This is a genomic window from Rothia sp. P5764 (assembly GCF_048512965.1).
GTDB lineage: Bacteria > Actinomycetota > Actinomycetes > Actinomycetales > Micrococcaceae > Rothia.
In genome coordinates, this window is sequence record NZ_JBLXXQ010000003.1 from 253,747 (window position 1) to 273,311 (window position 19,565).

The 19,565-nt window shown below is 56.2% G+C and carries 17 protein-coding genes, 3 tRNA genes and 1 other RNA gene; 9 read left to right on the forward strand and 12 right to left on the reverse strand.

Annotated elements, in window-relative coordinates; genetic code table 11:
- Positions 1-7: 7 nt before the first annotated feature.
- The 4 genes from ACN08Y_RS06550 to aceE all read right to left on the reverse strand — a co-directional run bounded on the left by ACN08Y_RS06550 (position 8) and on the right by aceE (position 5,420).
- Positions 8-247 carry an acyl carrier protein gene (locus ACN08Y_RS06550; RefSeq protein WP_419099527.1) on the reverse strand — a complete coding sequence of 80 codons (240 nt, stop codon included), beginning with the start codon at positions 245-247 and terminating at the stop codon, positions 8-10.
- A 238-nt stretch (positions 248-485) separates the two neighbouring features.
- Complete coding sequence (locus tag ACN08Y_RS06555; protein WP_419104707.1) at positions 486-1,511, reverse strand: beta-ketoacyl-ACP synthase III; 1,026 nt, start codon at positions 1,509-1,511, stop codon at positions 486-488.
- A 20-nt stretch (positions 1,512-1,531) separates the two neighbouring features.
- A complete protein-coding gene (locus ACN08Y_RS06560; protein WP_419112176.1) occupies positions 1,532-2,443 on the reverse strand; it encodes an ACP S-malonyltransferase in 912 nt (303 codons plus the stop codon).
- A gap of 235 nt (positions 2,444-2,678) precedes the next feature.
- Positions 2,679-5,420, reverse strand: a complete 2,742-nt coding sequence (gene aceE / locus ACN08Y_RS06565; protein ID WP_419099530.1) for a pyruvate dehydrogenase (acetyl-transferring), homodimeric type — start codon at positions 5,418-5,420, stop codon at positions 2,679-2,681.
- Between the two features lie 368 nt (positions 5,421-5,788).
- On the opposite strand from aceE, the gene ACN08Y_RS06570 reads away from it, so the two are divergent.
- The 4 genes from ACN08Y_RS06570 (at position 5,789) to gndA (ending at position 8,421) form a co-directional block, all read left to right on the forward strand.
- Positions 5,789-6,205 carry a DUF3052 domain-containing protein gene (locus ACN08Y_RS06570; RefSeq protein WP_419112177.1) on the forward strand — a complete coding sequence of 139 codons (417 nt, stop codon included), beginning with the start codon at positions 5,789-5,791 and terminating at the stop codon, positions 6,203-6,205.
- A 248-nt stretch (positions 6,206-6,453) separates the two neighbouring features.
- A tRNA-Val gene (locus ACN08Y_RS06575) sits at positions 6,454-6,529 on the forward strand.
- A 117-nt stretch (positions 6,530-6,646) separates the two neighbouring features.
- Positions 6,647-6,832, forward strand: coding sequence for a hypothetical protein (locus ACN08Y_RS06580; protein ID WP_419099532.1), 186 nt, complete (start codon positions 6,647-6,649; stop codon positions 6,830-6,832).
- 110 nt (positions 6,833-6,942) lie between these two features.
- Positions 6,943-8,421: an NADP-dependent phosphogluconate dehydrogenase gene (gene gndA / locus ACN08Y_RS06585; RefSeq protein WP_419099533.1), complete on the forward strand. Its 1,479-nt coding sequence runs from the start codon at positions 6,943-6,945 to the stop codon at positions 8,419-8,421.
- Positions 8,422-8,580: 159 nt separating this feature from the next.
- Here the strand turns inward: gndA and epsC are convergent, their stop codons facing one another.
- From epsC to msrA, 3 genes are all read right to left on the reverse strand, one after another.
- The gene (epsC, locus tag ACN08Y_RS06590; RefSeq protein WP_419099534.1) at positions 8,581-9,165 is read right to left on the reverse strand and encodes a serine O-acetyltransferase EpsC; all 585 of its coding nucleotides are present in this window, start codon (positions 9,163-9,165) and stop codon (positions 8,581-8,583) included.
- A 201-nt stretch (positions 9,166-9,366) separates the two neighbouring features.
- Positions 9,367-10,302 (reverse strand): cysteine synthase A, encoded by a 936-nt coding sequence (gene cysK / locus ACN08Y_RS06595; RefSeq protein ID WP_419112178.1) that lies wholly within the window; start codon positions 10,300-10,302, stop codon positions 9,367-9,369.
- A 65-nt stretch (positions 10,303-10,367) separates the two neighbouring features.
- Entirely contained in the window at positions 10,368-10,892 is a 525-nt protein-coding gene (gene msrA, locus ACN08Y_RS06600) for a peptide-methionine (S)-S-oxide reductase MsrA (protein WP_419099536.1), read from the reverse strand.
- A 67-nt stretch (positions 10,893-10,959) separates the two neighbouring features.
- On the opposite strand from msrA, the gene ACN08Y_RS06605 reads away from it, so the two are divergent.
- Complete coding sequence (locus tag ACN08Y_RS06605; RefSeq protein WP_419104712.1) at positions 10,960-11,859, forward strand: Nif3-like dinuclear metal center hexameric protein; 900 nt, start codon at positions 10,960-10,962, stop codon at positions 11,857-11,859.
- Between the two features lie 102 nt (positions 11,860-11,961).
- Here ACN08Y_RS06605 and ACN08Y_RS06610 read toward each other — a convergent pair whose 3' ends face one another.
- Positions 11,962-12,729 (reverse strand): YaaA family protein, encoded by a 768-nt coding sequence (locus ACN08Y_RS06610; protein WP_419112179.1) that lies wholly within the window; start codon positions 12,727-12,729, stop codon positions 11,962-11,964.
- Positions 12,730-12,761: 32 nt separating this feature from the next.
- Between ACN08Y_RS06610 and rnpB the strand changes: the two genes are divergently transcribed.
- Positions 12,762-13,110: RNase P RNA component class A (gene rnpB, locus ACN08Y_RS06615), an RNA gene on the forward strand.
- A 202-nt stretch (positions 13,111-13,312) separates the two neighbouring features.
- On the opposite strand, the gene def is transcribed toward rnpB, so the two are convergent.
- From def to orn, 3 genes are all read right to left on the reverse strand, one after another.
- Positions 13,313-13,885 carry a peptide deformylase gene (def, locus tag ACN08Y_RS06620; protein ID WP_419099539.1) on the reverse strand — a complete coding sequence of 191 codons (573 nt, stop codon included), beginning with the start codon at positions 13,883-13,885 and terminating at the stop codon, positions 13,313-13,315.
- Between the two features lie 74 nt (positions 13,886-13,959).
- Positions 13,960-14,032: transfer RNA gene (locus ACN08Y_RS06625), tRNA-His, on the reverse strand.
- 170 nt (positions 14,033-14,202) lie between these two features.
- Entirely contained in the window at positions 14,203-14,829 is a 627-nt protein-coding gene (gene orn / locus ACN08Y_RS06630) for an oligoribonuclease (protein WP_419112180.1), read from the reverse strand.
- A gap of 133 nt (positions 14,830-14,962) precedes the next feature.
- Here orn and mptB point away from each other — a divergent pair, with 133 nt between their 5' ends.
- Positions 14,963-16,537: a polyprenol phosphomannose-dependent alpha 1,6 mannosyltransferase MptB gene (gene mptB / locus ACN08Y_RS06635; RefSeq protein ID WP_419112181.1), complete on the forward strand. Its 1,575-nt coding sequence runs from the start codon at positions 14,963-14,965 to the stop codon at positions 16,535-16,537.
- 89 nt (positions 16,538-16,626) lie between these two features.
- Here mptB and ACN08Y_RS06640 read toward each other — a convergent pair.
- Positions 16,627-16,699: transfer RNA gene (locus ACN08Y_RS06640), tRNA-Arg, on the reverse strand.
- A gap of 486 nt (positions 16,700-17,185) precedes the next feature.
- On the opposite strand from ACN08Y_RS06640, the gene ACN08Y_RS06645 reads away from it, so the two are divergent.
- Positions 17,186-17,668, forward strand: a complete 483-nt coding sequence (locus ACN08Y_RS06645; RefSeq protein ID WP_419099542.1) for a single-stranded DNA-binding protein — start codon at positions 17,186-17,188, stop codon at positions 17,666-17,668.
- Positions 17,669-17,814: 146 nt separating this feature from the next.
- Complete coding sequence (gene ettA / locus ACN08Y_RS06650) at positions 17,815-19,494, forward strand: energy-dependent translational throttle protein EttA (RefSeq protein WP_419110334.1); 1,680 nt, start codon at positions 17,815-17,817, stop codon at positions 19,492-19,494.
- The last annotated feature ends 71 nt before the right edge of the window (positions 19,495-19,565 follow it).

Sequence of the window (19,565 nt, forward strand, 5' to 3'; positions counted from 1 at the left end):
ACGCTTTTTAGGCGTTGGCAATGAAGTTGACGGCATCGCCTACGGTCTTGAGGTTCTTAACCTCTTCGTCGGGGATGGTGACGCTGAACTTCTCTTCAGCGTTGACAACGATGGTCATCATTGAGATGGAGTCGATATCCAGGTCATCGGTGAAGGACTTATCCATCTGGACGTCCTCTACCTCAACGCCGGTTTCTTCGTTGACGATCTCTGCAAGACCTGCAAGGATTTCGTTCTGATCTGCCATGATGGCTCCTTTTGAGAGATGACGGCCCTATAGGCCGCTTTTGACTTTACGCACCAAGCCTTAGGGCAAGGGTGGTGGCTGGCCACGGGAGTCCCGCTTAAGCCTCAACAATGAGTGTAGCTTCTAGCCCGCGCAAAGAGACGGTGTGACGCCACTAAAATTTTGAAATAAATCTAACATTTTTCAAAATATTGCGGCAGCTTGAGCGCCGTTTTTGGCGGTACCCTGCCGATAGGAGCTAGGGAAGGACGACGACCTGGGCTGCGAAGGCTAGGCCCGCGCCGAAACCGATTTGTAGGGCAAAGGTGCCGGACAGTTGGGGGTTCTCTTGCAGAAGCTGGTGGGCGGCAAGGGGAACCGACGCGGCGGAAGTGTTCCCGGCGCATTCAATATCGCGGGCAACCTCAACAGTCTCAGGTAGTTTGAGGGTCTTGACCATCTGATCGATGATGCGCATGTTGGCTTGGTGGGTGATGAGCGCACCCAGATCATCTGCGGTAATACCTGCGGCCTCCAGTGCCTTTTGAGCAACCTTGGCCATTTCCCAGACGGCCCAGCGGAAGACAGCCTGGCCGTCCTGACGCAGGGTGGGCCAAATCTTTTCGCCCTCCTGCACGGGGTTGGCTATAAAATCGCGGTTGCGGATATCGAGCATGGAGTGGGTCATGCCCACTGCACCCCAACGCTCGCCGTCGCTACCCCAGATGGTGGGGCCGATACCGGGAGTATCCGATGCTCCTACCACTGCGGCACCAGCACCATCACCGAGCAGGAAGGAGATGGATCGTTCGGTGTTATCGATGAAGTCTGAGAGCTTCTCAACACCGATGACCAGTACTTTATTCGCTAGGCCTGAGCGTACTAGCGCATCAGCCTGGGCAATACCGTAGCAGAAGCCTGCACAGGCGGCTGAGATGTCGTAGGCTGGCGCTTTTGACCCAACTGCATCGGCCACGATAGTAGCCAAGGAAGGAGTGGCGTAGGGGTGGGAGATGGTGGAGATGATGACAGCATCCAGCTCTTCCCCGGCAAGGCCTGAGGCTTCTAGCGCGTCCTGAGCGGCACCAATAGCTAGGTCGGCAACCGAAATCTTTTCTGAGGCACGGTGGCGGGTCTTGATGCCGGTGCGCTGAACAATCCATTCATCGGATGAGTTGATCGGCCCGGCTATATCGTCGTTGGTGACCAGGAGGTCGGGGCGGGCGGCACCGTACCCCAGAATACGGGAGTATCGGTTGGTCTCAACCTGCTGGAGAGTAGGCATGGGAGATCCTTTCGGGTGGGCTATGCGCTGAGCGCTTCTGTAAGTTCTTCAAGGTCGGCGGGGGTGTTTACCGCAGTGCTGGGGGTTCCGCGCATGGCTCGTTTAGCCAGGCCTATCAAGGTGCCAGCGGGAGAGACTTCAACGATGCGGCTTACCTGGTGGTTACCGAGAGTCTGCATGCAGAGGTCCCAGCGGACGGGTCGGGTGACCTGGGCGACCAAAGAGTCCAGGGTCTCCTGGCCACCTGCAAGAGCCTGACCGTCATAGTTAGAAAGAAGCTCAAACTGGGGCTGGGCGGGGCTGAGAGTCGCGGCAAAATCAGCCAGGGGTTCCTGGGCAGATGCCATGTAAGAAGTATGGAAAGCGCCGGCCACCTTGAGGGGAATCACCCGGGCCTTGGCCGGGGGGTTCTGAGCAAAGGTCGCAATGTTATCAAGGGAGCCAGCGGCAACAATCTGGCCGCCGCCGTTAGAGTTTGCTGCTGTCAGCCCAGCTGCTTCAATAGCTGCCCGGACGTCTGCTTCGGCGCCGCCTAGAACAGCGGCCATGCCGGTGGGAGTAGCAGCTGACGCGGCGGCCATACCGGTAGCTCGAACCTTGATAAAGCGCATGGCTTCTTCGTCGGTGAGTACACCGGCTAGGGTACAGGCCGTAATCTCACCCACGGAGTGCCCGGCCAGAATGAGGTCCTGACCCTTCAGCGCTGTGAGAGCCAGCCTACCGGTCACAAGGCCAGCGGCAACGATAAGGGGCTGGGCAATGGCGGTGTCTTTGATAGTTTCTTCGTCAGCTTCGGTGCCGTAGTGCACCAGATCTAGGTCTGCTGCCGCTGAGAGCTGCTCTAAGTGGTCGCGAACTCCCTCCAGCTCTAGCCACTGGGATAGGAAGCCGGGTTTTTGAGAGCCCTGACCGGGGCACACCAGTGCAATCACGCGATTTACCGCCTCAGTTCTTGAAGGAGACCGGATCTTTGAAGATTACCGGTACATAATTTCAAATAACTATCCTACTCCCCAAAGCTTGGTCAGGCCCCATCTCGACCTGCATCTTCTCAAAAGCCAATAAAGTTCACACAGCCACTTACACCCTATGCAGATAAAAGGCAAGCCCCCGAGTTCCCTCGGGGGCTTGCCTGGGCCTAGGCAGTCAGAGCTATTGCCCTACTGCTTAGGCATCACCACCTGCGGTACCTGAGGTACCGGCGTTGATGTTGTTCAGATCGTACTGGGCGAATGCCTTGGCGGGCGCATCGGCGGGTACTTCGCCTCGCTTTGCCAGCATCTGCAGGGTACGGACGACAATGGATTCGGCGTCAATCTTGAAGAAGCGACGTGCGCCTGCGCGGGTGTCGGAGAAGCCGAAGCCGTCAGTACCCAGGGTTGCGAATTCGTTGGGAACGAACTGGCGGATACCGTCCATGAGGTCGGTCTGGTAGTCAGACACGGCCACGATGGGGCCGGTTGCACCCTCAAGCTGCTTGGCAACAAAGGGAGTGCGTGGGCTGGCGGTGGGATCCTGAAGGATTTCACGCTCAGCTTCTAGGCCGTCGCGGCGCAGGTTGGTCCAGGAGGTAACTGACCAGACATCGGCGGAAACGCCCCAGTCATCGGCCAGAATCTGCTGTGCCTTCTCTGCCCAGGGAACGGCTACACCCGAAGCGAGAATCTGGGCGCGGGGCCCGTCGTTCTTTGCCTCATGTAGACGGTAGATACCGCCAAGCAGGCCGTCAACATCGAGGTTCTCAGGTTCAGCGGGGTGCTGAATGGGCTCGTTGTAGACGGTGATGTAGTACATGACGTTGTGGTCTTCGTCCCCAGTGCCGTACATGTGCTCGATACCGCGCTTGACGATGTGGCCAATTTCGTAGCCGAAGGCGGGATCGTAGTGGATGACGGCGGGGTTGGTACCGGCCAGAATCGGCGAGTGGCCGTCTGCGTGCTGCAGACCTTCACCGGTCAGGGTGGTGCGGCCTGCTGTTGCACCCATAATGAAACCGCGGCTGAGCTGGTCACCGGCTGCCCAGAAGGCATCGCCGGTGCGCTGGAAGCCGAACATCGAGTAGAAGATGTAGACGGGAATCATGGGTTCGCCGTGGGTGTCGTAGGAGGTGCCGACAGCGGTGAAAGCGGCGGTGCCACCTGCTTCGTTGATACCTACGTGAATGATCTTGCCCTCGGGTGATTCCTTGTAGGCCAGCATCAGTTCACGGTCAACAGCCAGGTAGTTTTGGCCGTTGGGGTTGTAAATCTTAGCGGTGGGGAAGTAGGAGTCCATGCCGAAGGTTCGTGCCTCATCGGGGATGATGGGGACGATGCGGTGGCCGAAGTCCTTCTCACGCATGAGGTCCTTGAGCAGGCGCACAAAGGTCATGGTGGTAGCGGCCATCTGCTTACCGGTGCCCTTGAAAGCACCCTTGTAGGCCTTCTCGGAGGGCAGGGTAATCTCGGGCTGGACATTCTTACGAGCGGGGATGAAGCCACCTAGTTCCTCACGGCGGGCCATGAGGTACTTGTACTCTTCGGAGTCCTTACCGGGGTGGTAGTAAGGCGGGTTGTAGAGGTCCTTCTCCAGCTCTTCGTCAGAGATGGGGATACGCAGATGATCACGGAACTGCTTGAGGTCCTCCATGGATAGCTTCTTCATCTGGTGGGTAGCGTTGCGAGCTTCGAAGCTAGCACCCAGACCGTAGCCCTTAACGGACTGCGCCAGAATGACAGTTGGCTGGCCCTTGTGTTCCATGGCGGCCTTGAAGGCGGCGTAGACCTTCTGGTAGTCGTGGGCTCCGCGCTTCATGGCCCAGATCTCGTCGTCGGTCATATCCGCAACCAGTTCCTTGGTCTCGGGGGTCTGGCCGAAGAAGTGCTCACGAATGAAGCCACCGGACTCTGCCTTGTAGGTCTGGTAGTCACCGTCCAGGGTTTCGTTCATGATGCGAACAAGCTCACCGGACTTGTCCTTTTCGAGGAGGGCATCCCACTCACGGCCCCAGAGAACCTTGATGACGTTCCAGCCGGCACCGCGGAAGAAAGCTTCGAGTTCCTGAACGATCTTGCCGTTACCGCGAACGGGGCCGTCCAGTCGTTGCAGGTTGCAGTTAACGACGAAAGTCAGATTGTCCAGCTTGTCATTAGCGGCAAGCTGGAGAGCGCCACGCGACTCGGGCTCATCCATTTCGCCATCACCCAAGAAAGCCCAGACATGCTGCTGGGAGGTGTCCTTGATACCGCGGTTATTCAGGTACTTATTGAACTGTGCCTGGTGGATTGCGTTGAGGGGGCCAAGACCCATGGATACGGTGGGGAACTGCCAGAAGTCGGGTAGGTTCCGGGGGTGTGGGTAGGAGGGTAGGTGGGTGCCCTGCTTGGTCTTTTCCTGGCGGAAACCATCGAGTTGCTCTTCGGTGATACGGCCTTCGAGGAAGGCACGAGCGTAGTTACCGGGTGAGGAGTGGCCCTGGAAGAAGATCTGGTCGCCGCCACCGGGGTGGTTGCGTCCGCGGAAGAAGTGGTTGAAGCCTACCTCGTAGAGGGTTGCAACACCGGCATACGAGGAGATATGCCCGCCCACGCCGATGGTAGCTTTTTGGGCACGCTGAACCATGACGGCTGCGTTCCAGCGGAGGAATGCGCGGTAGCGACGTTCGATCTGCTCGTCACCGGGGTATTCAGGCTCCTGGTCTACAGGAATGGTGTTGACGTAGTCAGTGGTGGTCACCATGGGGACGGTGATTGACTTCTGGCCTGCCCGCTGCATGAGTGAGCGAACAATGAACTGCGCACGCTCGGTGCCGTGCGCTTCTACAAGGTCATCAAACGATTCGAGCCATTCGCTGGTCTCTTCGGGGTCGATGTCAGTGAAGCTATTGGTCAGTGCACTGAGAACGTGATCGTTCGTATCTGAGGGTCCCACTAGCCAACCTCTCTTTGTTGTAGGGGTCTGTGTCACCGCGGGGCAACTGTGCTGCCGATGGTGAACCTTTTGTCTTGTCTCATGTGCCAAGAGTTTTAGTCGCAGAGACAACTTCTCTTCTATGTTGTCACAAATTATCCCCTTTTAGGTCACGGTGACGTTGGTTTACCGGTGTGAAATAGCCGTCACTTAAGGTGGCTTGGGTTCAGCGCAAAATTTACCGGCAGTTTTTGGTCGTGTTCTGTTGATTTGATGGGCTGAAAAGTGTTCAGTAGGTACTGATAGCAGGGTTGTATAGCTTTGAGGGCCGTTCCACGATGCGGGCCTGGGAGCTAAGGACCCTAACGGTTTGATTTTGGAGGACGCACGTGAGTGCCACTGGTGCTGCACAAAAACTGACACTAGAAATGTTGGGCCTGCCCGAAGACGGCTTGGTTCAAGAGTTCGGTTATGACGACGACGTTGACTTTGATCTTCGAGACTCTCTAGAAGATTTGTTGGGTTCTGAGTTGCTGGATGAGGACGACCAGGAAATTGTCGACGGTGTTCTTCTGTGGTGGCGCTCTGATGATGGCGACCTGGTTGACGGGCTGATGGATGTGCTTGCCTCTGTTGATGATGGGGGTGTGATTTGGTTGCTGACACCTAAATCCGGTCGTCAAGGTTATGTTTCTCCGGCAGATGTGTTGCATGCGGCTCCCTTGGCAGGGCTTAAAGTGACCACCACTGAGTCCTTGGCTCAGGAATGGACTGCTACCCGTCTGATTTCCCACCAGGGCAAGTAAAGTGTGAGTATCGAAGGGCCTCTAGTAAGGGGCCCTTCGGCTTTCTGGGGAGCGCTTGGAAAATTTTTTGGAATTTTTTTACCCTGAATATATTCCCATGTCAGGGCAGTATAATGCGGGGTTTTTGGGTAAAAATGGGCAAAAAATGACCTAAAAATGGTCAGGTGAACCCCTTTTCGATTTGCACAGCCCTTTAGGACTGCGTAGAGTATTACCTGTCGCCGCGAGAGATAAGGCGGAAGACACATGGGTCTTTAGCTCAGCTGGTAGAGCGCCACGTTTACACCGTGGATGTCATCGGTTCGATCCCGGTAGGACCCACCAAGAAGCCCCGCACCCTGTGCGGGGTTTTTCTTTTATTAAGATTTATCAGGGGCTAAAAGCTCACTCACCTGATGAGCCGCCCTGACACCTCGTGTCCCTAGGTGACGGAAGAAAGCCATGAATCGTAACTTTAAACCCAGAAACTTTACAGCAGTCTTTCTGTCAGCCACCTGGTTGGCAATTTCCCTCTTCTTCATAGGGCAAGGCACTCTCGTAACCCTCTGGTCAATCTTCGCTGTAGTTGCCCTAGTAATTGGCGCTGCTGCCGTCTGGGTCCTCTTTAAGGACACCTATAACAGCTAGCTGATTAGAGGCTGGGGGAGTGCGCCCGTTCCCTCCCAATATGTGAAAGTTTTATTTGTCTCAGTCGGCCTGTAAATACAAAAGACAGTAACCGGCGTAGTCTTTAAGACATGACTAAAAATAAGACTGCACAGAAGGCGCAGATTGGCGTAACCGGCCTGGCTGTTATGGGCGCTAACCTAGCCCGAAACCTAGCCCGCAACGGCTACACCGTTGCCCTCCACAACCGCTCTGTTGAAAAAACCGATGCCCTCCTTGAAGCCCACGGTTCAGAAGGTGACTTTATCCGCACCGAGACGCTCCAGGAACTGGTTGACTCCCTGGAGTCGCCCCGCCAGATTCTGATCATGGTCAAGGCCGGCGGTCCCGTTGATTCCGTCATTGACCAGCTGGTACCCCTTCTCGATGAAGGCGACGTCATTATCGACGGCGGTAACTCCCACTTCCCCGACACCATCCGCCGCGAACGCGCACTGGCTGAAAAGGGACTGCACTTTGTCGGTATCGGCGTCTCAGGTGGCGAAGAGGGCGCCCTGAAGGGTCCCTCCATCATGCCCGGCGGCTCCGCCAAGGCCTACGAATCCCTCGGCCCCCTGCTCGAAAAGATTTCCGCCAAGGCACCCAACGGCGACCCCTGTTGCGCATGGATTTCCACCGACGGCGCCGGTCACTTCGTCAAAATGGTTCACAACGGCATCGAATACGCAGACATGCAGGTTATCGGCGAAGCCTACGACCTGCTCCGCACCGTTGCCGGAGTAGAGCCCGCCGAGCAGGCCGAAATCTTTAAGCGTTGGAACACCACGGACCTGAACTCCTACCTCATCGAAATCACCGCTGAGGTTCTGGCCCAGGTCGACGCCAAGACCGGCAAGCCTCTCGTTGATGTCATCACAGACCAAGCAGGCCAGAAAGGTACCGGTCTTTGGACTGTTCAGGCCGCACTCGACCTCGGCTCACCCGTCTCAGGCATCGCTGAGTCAGTCTTCGCCCGTGCGCTGTCTTCATCAAACCCCGCCGCTCGCACCCAGGCACAGGCAGAATTGCCCGCAGGCCTGATTGCGGCCACCGCGGTAGCCGCTGGCGATGAGGAATTTATCGAGGACGTCCGCAAGGCACTCTTCGCCTCCAAGCTCGTCTCCTACGCCCAGGGCCTCGACATGCTGACCAAGGCAAGTAAGGAATACGGCTGGGATCTCAAGCTCGATGTTATCGCCGGTCTCTGGCGCGCAGGCTGCATCATCCGCGCTGAACTGCTCGGTGTCATTATGGACGCCTATAAGGACCAAACCCCTGCCAACATGCTGCTGGCTCCCGGCTTCAAGAAGCTCCTGGAAGACCTGGTTCCCTCATGGCGCCGCGTTGTGGCCAAGGCTACTGCAGAGGGAGTTCCCGTCCCCGTGTTTGCATCCTCATTGAGCTACTACGACGGCCTACGCCGCAAGCGCCTGCCCGCTGCCCTGATTCAGGGTCAGCGTGACTTCTTCGGGGCCCACACCTACGGTCGCGTTGATGCTGAGGGCATGTGGCACACCGAGTGGAGTGGTGACCGTAGCGAGATTAACGCCGAGGACTCCCACACCCACTAGGGTTTGCGCTTGGCAGGTTTCATGCGCTTCCGTGCCGGCCAAGATCCCAAAAGGCCAGCCACGCATCAGCTGGCCAGGCAGGTCAGTGGGTGAGCTTGACCGGTACTAAATATCAAGAAGCCCTACTCCTTTACCGGGGTAGGGCTTCTTTCTTAGTATTTAGATCCACATGGTGGGGTCTACATACTCCACCGCATCAACCAGGGGCTTCTTAGCGTCGGGGGTTCGGGGTCGTGAGCGCGCCGGAATGCCGGTAATAATCGAATCAGCCGGGTGGTCATGCACAACCACCGAGTTACCGCCGATTGCTGAGTCAGGGCCAATTAGTACCGGCCCTAGAACCTTAGCACCGGCGCCCACCGTCACTCGGTCACCAATGGTGGGGTGTCGTTTACCCTTCTCCAAGGAACGGCCACCCAGGGTCACACCGTGGTACAGCATGACATCGTCACCGATTTCCGTAGTCTCACCAATCACCACGCCCATACCGTGATCTATAAAGAACCTACGACCAATAGTTGCGCCCGGGTGAATCTCAACCCCGGTCAAAAACCGTGCCAACTGGCTAAGCGTACGCGCCAAACTCTTGGTCGATTCACCTTGCCATAGCTTATGGGCAAGTCGGTGAGCCCAAATAGCGTGCATCCCCGAATAGTTAATGAGGATTTCCAGGTGGCCGCGGGCTGCGGGGTCATGGGTACGCACTGTCTCAAGATCTTCTCTCAGTCTTGACCAGAAACTCATAGGCCTTCCCTTCCTGTGACTCGCATGCCACTTTCATGTTGAACTCTTTAACGCTCAGGTAGCCCAGCATATTCCGGTAGGCCCCAAAAAATAACTGGGATCGACTCTCTGCTACCTGGAGGGCCCGGCGTAATGCGCAAAAAAGAGGTGCCCCCTAACCGTAGCAAAGGGGCACCTGGTAGCCGTGCAAAAAGTCTCGTCTTAGCCGCGAATATCCTCGTAGAGCAGAGTTGAAATGTAGCGTTCACCAAAGTCAGGAACAACAGCTACAATCAGCTTGCCAGAATTTTCGCTCTTCTTCGCCTCTTCAAGAGCAGCCCAAACAGCCGCACCGGAGGAGATACCACCCAGGATACCTTCCTTGGTGCCCAGCTCCCGTGCAGTGCTGACAGCATCTTCGATAGTCACATCAGCAACTGCATCGTAGATCTCACGGTCGAGGGTATCGGGAACAAAGTTAGCGCCCAAGCCCTGAATCTTATGGGGGCCAGCCTTACCCCCAGTCAGCAGCGGAGAATCCTTAGGCTCAACAGCAACAACCTTGACCTTAGGGTTCTGCTCCTTGAGGAACTTTCCAGCACCTGAGACAGTGCCGCCGGTACCCACACCGGCAACAAAGATATCAACCTTACCCTCGGTAGCTTCCCAGATCTCGGGGCCGGTGGTCTTATAGTGAATCTCAGGGTTAGCCTCGTTGGAGAACTGCGAGGCAAGAATAGCATTCTCTGTGGAAGCCACAATCTCCTTTGCCTTCTCCACAGCACCGCGCATACCCTCTGAGCCGGGGGTCAGGACAATTTCGGCACCGTAGGCACGCAACATGACACGACGCTCGTTGCTCATGGTCTCGGGCATGGTCAGAATCACCTTGTAACCGCGTGCGGCACCGACCATAGCCAGAGCGATACCGGTGTTACCCGAGGTACCTTCGACAATGGTGCCACCGGGCTTGAGTACACCCGCCTTTTCGGCGGCATCAATAATAGCTACGCCGATACGATCCTTGACCGAGTTAGCGGGGTTATAGAATTCCAGCTTGACGGCCACATTCCCCGGCAGGTCAGCATCGAGACGGTTCAGACGCACAATCGGGGTGCGGCCTACGACCTCGGTGATGTTCTTGTAAAGCTGAGTCATGAGGCAAGCCTTTCAAATAAGTCAATGAATTCGCTCCCTAGTCTACGAGAGCACACGCAAGAGCTTTACCCTTTAAGAAACCTAGCGTAACTTTTCCTTGCCGCAGCAAGTTTTGGGTTAATCACGGCCATGCAGTAGCCCTGGTAAGGGTTGAGCGCATAGTAATTCTGGTGGTAGTCCTCAGCCTCGTAGAAAGTTTCTAGCGGCTGGACAAGGGTCACGATGGGGGAGTCCCACAGGTTCTGGGCTCGACGAACAGCATCTTGAAAAAGGTTCTTCTCCTCTTCAGAGGCATAGAAGAGAGCGGAACGGTACTGGCTGCCTGCATCGGCCCCCTGACGGTCCCAACTGGTGGGATCGTGCGAGGCAAAGAAAATATCGAGAACGGTTTCCTCCGGGATTACCGTCTCATCAAACTCTACCTTGACCACCTCCACATGCCCGGTTAGCCCTGAACAGACCTCCCGGTAGGTGGGATCAGGGGATGTGCCCCCGGTGTACCCGCAGATACTGGCGGTAATTCCCTTAAACTGGCGAAAAACGGCGTCAATGCACCAGAAGCACCCGCCGCCTACAACAAAACTTTTCATACTCTCCTCAACTGCTCACAATGCCCCTTTATTCCCGTGAGCTGAGCACCGTGGAAGAATAAGGGCTATGACTGAACTATTAACCCCGACCTTAGCTCATATTGTCGAAGCCTTTCACCAGATGTTCCCCCCTCAGCTTGCCGAGGGCTGGGACGCCGCAGGACTGGTCTTAGGCAGAGCTGATCGCCCCGTCGACCGTATAGGTTTTGCTGTTGATGCAACCGTAGCCACGGCACAGGAAGCCGCGCGGGAACAGGCAGGCCTGCTCATCACCCACCACCCACTCTTGCTGAAAGGAGCCTCTTTCCTCCCCGCTACAGACTACAAGGGCGAAATCGTTCATACTCTCATCGAAGCTGGCTGCGGTCTCTTGGGCGCTCATACCAACGTCGATTCAGCCCCTCACGGCACCAACGAAGCATTTATGGACTGCCTGGGGATTACCGACCGGCAGATACTAGCCGATGAAAAAAACGCATTGATCTCGGGAACCGAAAGAAGGGTAGGTATCGGTCGAGTCGGTAACCTACCCGAGCCCCTGACCCTGGCCCAACTGGCAGAAAAAATTGCAGTATTCCTCCCTGCCACAGCAGGTGGCCTCCGTATCGCAGGGAACCCCGAAACCAGCGTGCAGAAGGTAGCCCTGTGCACCGGGGCCGGTGATTCACTCTTTGCCCAGGCCCGTGACAGCGGGGCCGATGTCTACATCACCGCTGACCTGCGCCACCACCCCGCTTCAGAAGCCCGCGAACAGGCACTACTGAACGGCGGTAAACCCGCACTCATTGACTGCTCTCATTACGCCAGTGAATGGCTCTGGATGGAAGAAACCGCTCGGCTTCTGAGTGATGCCCTAGCCCAGCGCGGCTTCGCTATCAGCACCTACGTCTCAACCCTGAACACCGACCCCTGGGACTTCACCGTCAGCACCGGGTACACACCGGGTTCTGCCTCCACCGCCGGCTAGAACGCCCAGCAGCTAGAAAACCGCCAAGGCCCCCAACTACAACATGCTCACAGCCCCACCCAAGAGGGGCTGTGAGCCTGCCTTACCCTAGGGGTAGAAAGGCTAGTCCCTGACCAGCAAGGTGAGCGTCCCCGCCTTCTTTGAGGTAGGAGCAACAAGCTCCACCTCAAAGGCGCCGCTGAGAGCTTGAACAAGTTCTTCAGCCTGCTCAAGACCGGTAAGCCCCTGCTCCACCACATAGCGGCCCAGTAACCCCCGGTAATGCTTGGCCATGTGCGAAACCACCTTACGGGCCCCATCAGCCTGCACCCGCTCCACCCGCACCAGCAGGTGGCGCGACGGATGCGGCGACCACACCTTAGCGTAGGCCGCTGACCGCCCATCAAGAATAAGCTGATCGCCCGCAAATTCATCAAGAGCATCAGCCAGCTCACCCTTCCAGAACTTAGCGGTATCACCCATCTCACCCAACTTGGTCCCCATCGACAGCCGGTAAGCAGGAATAGCATCAACCAGGCGCACGGCACCCCACGCCGCTGAAATCACTAGCACCGATTCATCAGCCCGAGCCCGCCCCCCAGCAGATAGCGACCCGTACCCAAAAGCCTCAAAGAGGACCCCGCTATAGACCTGAGCGGCAGCCATCGCAGGCTCAGACCACAAACGGGTATTGCGCTCCACCTCACCTACTAGGGAAGCCCCAACCTTCAATATCTCCGGCGCCTCCTCCAAGGCACTGACACGAACCAGCTCATCAACAACAGCCTCGCGAGCACCCGTCAAACACGGAAACGATAAATCACCCAGGCACACCGGCTCACCCACAGCAGCTGCAGACTTACCCTCAGACGGTGGAAACAAAATCAACATACCCACCATTGTAGTAAAGTAGGAACCCGGAACGGGACGCCCAGGCAATCGCGAGGCAACACCTCGAGGAAAGTCCGGGCTCCACAGCACAGGGTGGTCGATAACATCGACTCAAGGCAACTTGCAGGACAGTGCCACAGAAAACAAACCGCCCCCACGGGGTAAGGGTGAAAAGGCGAGGTAAAAGCTCACCAGTACCGCAGGTGACTACGGTAGCTAGGTAAACCCCACCCGGAGCAAGGTCAAACAGAGCGCGCCAGTAACTAGTGCGGTGAAGCGCTCGGGTAGGCTGCTTGAGCCCGCCGGCAACGACGGGCCTAGATGGATGATTGCCACCCCAGAAATGGGGGACAGAACCCGGCTTATCGGGCGTCCCGTTCTCTCTTACTTACCTATCTACCTACTGGGCGGTGTAGCTAGACCCAACACCCTTAAAGGTCAGCCCCGAGCCAGTTGGTGCTCAGGGCACAGCTCCGTTTGCCGGGCAGAACCCGGGGTGCTAGGCCCGTCGCTACAGACCACACGACCCCTTAAGGCATAAGGACGCCGGTGCCCAGCACCAGCGTCCTACACTCAAACCAAATTAGTGGCCGAAAGGGTCAGGGTCCACACCGGGAACCCACGAGTTACCCTCAACGGTCCAGCCCTCAGCCTTAACAACCTTCTTGTACTTCTTGCTGTACTTAGCGTTCAAACGATTTACATACAGTTTGCCATCCAAATGATCCGTCTCATGCTGCATCACGCGAGCAAACCATCCGGTCGCCTCAAACTTTAGGGGATTACCGTGGCCATCAAAACCAGAAACAGTTACCCACTCAGCACGCTTCAATGGGAAAGAATAACCGGGGAAAGATAGGCAACCCTCAACCTCTTCATCGGGGTCAGGGTCAGTGGTAGCAATCTTGCCCAGAGTTAGAACCGGGTTCACCACCACACCAAGGGGAGGCACACCATCCTCATTCTCAAACTTATAGGTAAAAAGCCGCAGACCCACACCCACCTGCGGGGCAGCAAGGCCCACACCGTTCGATAATTCCTGAGTCTCATACATATCATCAATGAGCTGACGCAAGTCATCATCAAACACGGTCACCGGAGCTGCCGGGCGGTGCAGAACAGGGTTACCGTGAACAACAATAGGTAAAACAGCCATCGGAACAACCTCTCGGAAAACTGGGTAAAGGAAAAGGGCCACTACGGACAAACCGTAGCGACCCTCTCACTCGGGGTGATCGACGGGGGTTGAACCCGCGACCTCCTGGACCACAACCAGGCGCTCTGCCAACTGAGCTACGACCACCATGTGTTCAAGCCAAACCGATTCAACAGCTTGTCTTGGCAACGGATACTAGCTTACATGCGTCCAGGGGAACCTGCAAATTTTCCTACCCCAAATTGAGGTGATGGTTCTCACTGTAGGGTTGGAAAATGACTGTCTCAGCCAAGAAAGCTCAGCCCACCGTACAAGAGCTAGGCCGGGTTGATCTCCTGGCGGCTTTCAGCCACAGACTCAGCTACCCGCTGGCAGGTCGTACTATCCGGTCCGGGAGCGGCCACAAAAACCGTACCGCGGTAGTAACGGAGCTCATCGATAGAGTCCTGAATATCGCCCAAAGCACGATGATTCCCTGTCTTAGCAGGAGCGTTATAGGTTGCCTTCTCAAACCAGCGGCGAGAAAGTTCCTTGATGGTAGATACATCAATCACACGGTAGTGCAGGTAGTCCACCAGGGCCGGCATATCGCGTACCAGGAAGGTCTTATCGGTACCCACCGAATTACCGCCCAAAACAGCCTTACCCGGTTCGGGCACCCAGGCCTTGACGTAGTCCAGAACCAGCTGTTCGGCCTCCGCCATGGTCATACCGCCATCAAGCTCATCGAGCAGACCCGACACGGTGTGCATATTCCGCACAAAATCGTCCATCTGCTCAAGGGCCCGGGGCTCAGGCTTAATGACAACATCAACACCGTCGCCCAAAATATTCAGGTCCCCGTCAGTCACCAAGGCTGCAACCTCAATCAGGGCATCATTCTCTAAGGAAAGGCCCGTCATCTCACAATCAATCCATACGATTCGTTCATTTGAAATAGACACACCTCCAATCTACCCCAAACCGTGTGCAGGCTGGCCCGAACTCGGGAAATATGGCCCACCAGCAGAAGCTGTACTCGCTCAAGGCGTGAGCCGGGTAAAATCAGGTGTAATCTTCAGCCCGCCTAGGATGACCATGAGCCCCAGAACAGCGCAAATCGAACCCGGTAACCGCCCTGTGCACCGCTATAACCCCAAGACAGCTAACTATGTGTCGGGTAGCCCACTACGTACCCTAATCGTTGGAACCATTGGTTCGCTCCTGGTCATGTTCGCCTCCTTTGGTGTGGGTTGGCTTGCCGATGCTTCACTTTTCCGACGCGTCGACTGGATTATTCCCCTGCGTTACACCGCTCCCGGTCTGGTAACCTGCATCGCCATGCTGGTGGTAGGTTCCATGATGCTGTGTCGAGAATGGCTCCGCATGGTTCAGAAGCTCATGGTCTGGGATTCGAGGGCAAAAAAATGGGCTACGGGTGCAGCGGTATGCTGGATCATTCCTCAACTTTTTGCTTTCCCGCTCTATAGCCGGGACGTTTTTTCTTACTTTGCCCAGGGGCGGGTGATGGCGTCAGGCCTCAACCCCTATGAGTATGGAGTCTCCTCGGTTAATAACTTCTTCCAATACGGGGCCGACCAGATGTGGTCTGAATCAGCACCGCCCTACGGACCCATATTCCTGGTGATTGAGAAATGGGTAGCCCAATGGTCGGGTAATTCAGTCGATACCGCCCTTTATCTCTTTAGGCTCCTTGCACTCATCGGCGTAGCCATGATTGCCTACTACGTTCCCAAGCTCGCTCAACTCCACGGTATCAACGGTATTCGCGCCAACTGGCTGGTGGTAGCAAACCCGCTCTTCATCGCAGCTTTTATTACCTCGTCACATAATGATGCGCTGATGACCGGACTGATCCTGGCCGGCGTTTACTACGCTGCTTCTAGACGCGATACCTTGGGTTGCCTTCTTGGCGTGACCCTGGTGACTGCTGCCGTTGCCGTCAAACCGATTGCCCTGGTAACCCTACCCTTTATCGGGCTTTTCTGGGCAGGGCGTGGGGCAAGCTGGCCACGCCGCATCGTTTTCTGGGCACTCACCCTGGCAATTTCAATGGCCCAACTCGGTCTCATGGGCTGGGTAACAGGCCTTAACTTTGGCTGGGTTTCAGCCCTTTCCACTACCGGTGGGCAGTACATCTGGTTCACTCCCATCGGGTTCCTGGGACTACAAATTAACCAGATTATTGTGTCGATTACAGGTGATAATGCCCTGGCAAACGGTATTCGGGACACATTCTTCAACCTGGGCAAGCTCACTGGCGTGTTACTGGCAGTCCTGACTATGGTGTGCGGTAAAGACGAGAACCTGATTCGCAGGGCAGGCTTAGCCCTGGGCCTAGTTGTGGCTTTCTCACCGATGCTGCAATCCTGGTACCTGCTGTGGTTTATCCCACTCTTTGTTGTCTCTGGTGTACGAACTGACTGGCAACTTGACTTCTACTTCTTGACCACCATGTTCTTCGTTATCTATGCGGTTTCAGACCAGTTGGCTGTCTCGCCCTATCTGGATAATTTCGACCAAAACATGGGCCGTCTTATTGCCGTGGTCTTGAGTTTGGCTTACGCTTTCTGGCTGGTCTTCTTTGACCCAGCCACCCGTCGAGTCCTGCGAAGAGCCCAGCGCTCTTCCCTCTACGAGGTCAGTATCTAAGGAATAGGGGAGAGACCCAAAAACTCGAACCGGAGAGTCCGCCCAAAGAAATAGCCCCTCACCAAGAGGTGAGGGGCTATTGTGCATAGCGCCCCAGGAGGGAGTCGAACCCCCGACCAAGAGATTAGAAGGCTCCTGCTCTATCCACTGAGCTACTGAGGCTAGCGCACTCAATATTAGCTCCTGGGCCAGAAAAAGTCACTTTGATGCGGTTCATCAGCACGTCTGATGTACCCAGCTACCTCTGCTAGGGAGCAAGTAATTACCGACCCAAGGCCTTTAAACCCTAGGGAGCTGAGATAGCTGGCAATCTCTTCTGGCGCCCATGAGGGATAGTTACCCATAACTATTCTGCTCCACACCAAACCTCTGGCTTCACAGGTATTCCTTCCAGGTCTGCTGACTCACTCTATGCCTTACCCTGCCCAGCTCCTGCTGAGCTTGCCACCAGCCTAAAGAGAGAGCAGCCCAAGAGGTAGAGGTGTGAACATCTCATATTCCTAAACTGTCTTATCTTCATCGAGTGCAGCTTTACTTACCTCTCATAGCCTGAATTTTCGTATCCACAGGCTTTATGCACTATTGCCTCCAGCAGGCCCTACCTGGCAGGTTGGGGCTACCAGAACAGAGCCGACTCAAGGAGGAATCATGAGCGATACCGTCACCGTTCGAGGCTTTATTGCCACAGCACCAACCCAGAAATTCCTGCCAGGTGGGCAGATACCGGTCACAAACTTCCGCATCGCTTCCACACCCCGCTGGTTCGATACCACATCGGGGAGCTGGAAAGAAGGCAATACCAACTGGTACACAGTCAATGCCTTTAGGGCGCTCGCCCATAACTCTGCCCGCAGCCTTCATGTGGGCCAGCCCGTCCTGGTCACCGGCCGCCTGCAGGTCAAACAGTTCGAAAGGGCAGATGGCTCGGCAGGTACCAGCATTGAGATTGATGCTAGCTCTATAGGGCATGACCTCAACTTTGGGCTGGCAAACTTTACCCGGGTAACCGACCGCAAGCCAGAGATAGACGATACCGACCGTAAGTTCAATGAGCAGGTGCAGGCCGACGACCAGACGGGCCTCACTGAGGCTAGAGCAAACGACGAGGCCAGTGTCAGCCTCACCAGCTAGAACACGCCGGCACTGAGGGCTCGAGAGCGGTAGCCCTCTCGGTCATGCTCTGAACAAGAGGGGAGGTACAAGACTCTCACCAAGTTTCTCAGGCGGTCGCCCGCTTGGGGCCAACCAACTTGACATAAACCGGTAGGCTTAAAGGCATGGCAGAATTTATCTACACCATGACCAAAGCCCGCAAAACTGTGGGCGATAAAGTCATCCTCAACGACGTTTCAATGTCGTTCTTCCCCGGTGCAAAAATCGGTATGGTCGGCCCCAACGGTGCCGGTAAGTCAACCATCCTGAAAATTATGGCGGGTCTTGACACCCCCTCCAACGGTGAAGCACGACTCTCCGATGGCTACACCGTGGGTATCCTTATGCAGGAGCCCCCGCTCAATGAAGAAAAAACCGTCCTGGGTAACGTCCAGGAAGGCGTGGGCGAAATCTACGAGAAGATTGTTCGTTACAACGAAATCTCAGAAGAAATGGCTAACCCCGATGCCGATTTCGACTCCCTCATGGAAGAAATGGGCAAACTCCAGGAAGCCATTGACGCCGCCAACGCCTGGGATATTGACTCCCAGCTTGAGCAGGCAATGGACGCTCTACGTTGCCCTCCCGGAGATTCGCCCGTAACCCACCTCTCCGGTGGTGAACGCCGCCGTGTAGCTCTCTGTAAGCTCCTGCTTCAGAAGCCCGACCTGCTCCTGCTCGATGAGCCCACCAACCACCTAGATGCCGAATCGGTGCTCTGGCTCGAACAGCACCTGCAGTCCTACGAGGGCGCTGTTATTGCCATTACCCACGACCGATACTTCCTCGATCATGTGGCTGAATGGATTGCCGAAGTAGACCGCGGCAACCTCTACCCCTACGAGGGTAACTACTCCACCTACCTGGACAAGAAGCGTGCTCGCCTTGAAGTTCAGGGTAAGAAGGACGCCAAGCTTGCTAAGCGCCTTGAAGATGAGCTGGATTGGGTTCGATCCAACGCTAAGGGCCGCCAGGCTAAGTCAAAGGCCCGTCTGGCTCGCTACGAGGAGATGGCAGCTGAGGCGGAGAAGACCCGTAAGCTTGACTTTGAGGAAATTCAGATTCCCCCGGGACCGCGCCTGGGCAACGTGGTTATTGAGGCCGAGAACCTGCAAAAGGGTTTTGACGGCCGTTCACTGATCAACGGCCTCTCCTTCTCGCTACCCCGCAACGGTATCGTTGGCGTTATCGGCCCTAACGGTGTGGGTAAGTCAACCCTGTTCAAGACTATTGTCGGTCTCGAAGCCCTGGACGGTGGCACCCTCAAGGTGGGCGAGACCGTCAAGATTTCCTACGTTGACCAGAACCGTTCAAACATTGACCCCGAAAAGTCGCTGTGGGAGGTTGTCTCTGACGGCCTGGATTACATTCAGGTTGGCCAGGTTGAAATGCCTTCGCGCGCCTACGTTTCAGCCTTCGGCTTCAAGGGCCCTGACCAGCAGAAGAAGGCCGGTGTGCTTTCCGGTGGTGAGCGCAACCGTCTGAACCTGGCTCTGACCCTCAAGCAGGGGGGCAACCTCTTACTGCTCGATGAGCCTACCAACGACCTGGACGTTGAGACCCTGACCTCGCTGGAAAACGCTCTGCTAGAGTTTCCCGGCTGCGCCGTTGTGGTCTCCCACGACCGTTGGTTCCTAGATAGGGTTGCTACCCATATTTTGGCCTGGGAAGGCACCGATGAGCAGCCCGATAACTGGTACTGGTTTGAAGGCAACTTCGAGTCCTACGAGAAGAACAAGGTGGAGCGCCTGGGCCCCGATGCCGCTAAGCCTCACCGCCTTGTCCACCGTAAGCTGACCCGCTAAGGCTTACAATGACCGGCTCAACCTGTAAGTTCTTATCCCTGACGGTAGTTTGGCGCAGGTAGCTCCGGTCA

What these genes read in the sequence shown, in the direction of transcription:
- ACN08Y_RS06550 (WP_419099527.1), bottom strand. Translation starts at nt 247, where the DNA reads ATGGCAGATCAGAACGAAATCCTTGCAGGTCTTGCAGAGATCGTCAAC.
- ACN08Y_RS06555 (WP_419104707.1), bottom strand. Translation starts at nt 1,511, where the DNA reads ATGCCTACTCTCCAGCAGGTTGAGACCAACCGATACTCCCGTATTCTG.
- ACN08Y_RS06580 (WP_419099532.1), top strand. Translation starts at nt 6,647, where the DNA reads ATGAATCGTAACTTTAAACCCAGAAACTTTACAGCAGTCTTTCTGTCA.
- gndA (WP_419099533.1), top strand. Translation starts at nt 6,943, where the DNA reads ATGACTAAAAATAAGACTGCACAGAAGGCGCAGATTGGCGTAACCGGC.
- epsC (WP_419099534.1), bottom strand. Translation starts at nt 9,165, where the DNA reads ATGAGTTTCTGGTCAAGACTGAGAGAAGATCTTGAGACAGTGCGTACC.
- cysK (WP_419112178.1), bottom strand. Translation starts at nt 10,302, where the DNA reads ATGACTCAGCTTTACAAGAACATCACCGAGGTCGTAGGCCGCACCCCG.
- msrA (WP_419099536.1), bottom strand. Translation starts at nt 10,892, where the DNA reads ATGAAAAGTTTTGTTGTAGGCGGCGGGTGCTTCTGGTGCATTGACGCC.
- ACN08Y_RS06605 (WP_419104712.1), top strand. Translation starts at nt 10,960, where the DNA reads ATGACTGAACTATTAACCCCGACCTTAGCTCATATTGTCGAAGCCTTT.
- ACN08Y_RS06610 (WP_419112179.1), bottom strand. Translation starts at nt 12,729, where the DNA reads ATGTTGATTTTGTTTCCACCGTCTGAGGGTAAGTCTGCAGCTGCTGTG.
- def (WP_419099539.1), bottom strand. Translation starts at nt 13,885, where the DNA reads ATGGCTGTTTTACCTATTGTTGTTCACGGTAACCCTGTTCTGCACCGC.
- mptB (WP_419112181.1), top strand. Translation starts at nt 14,963, where the DNA reads ATGAGCCCCAGAACAGCGCAAATCGAACCCGGTAACCGCCCTGTGCAC.
- ACN08Y_RS06645 (WP_419099542.1), top strand. Translation starts at nt 17,186, where the DNA reads ATGAGCGATACCGTCACCGTTCGAGGCTTTATTGCCACAGCACCAACC.
- ettA (WP_419110334.1), top strand. Translation starts at nt 17,815, where the DNA reads ATGGCAGAATTTATCTACACCATGACCAAAGCCCGCAAAACTGTGGGC.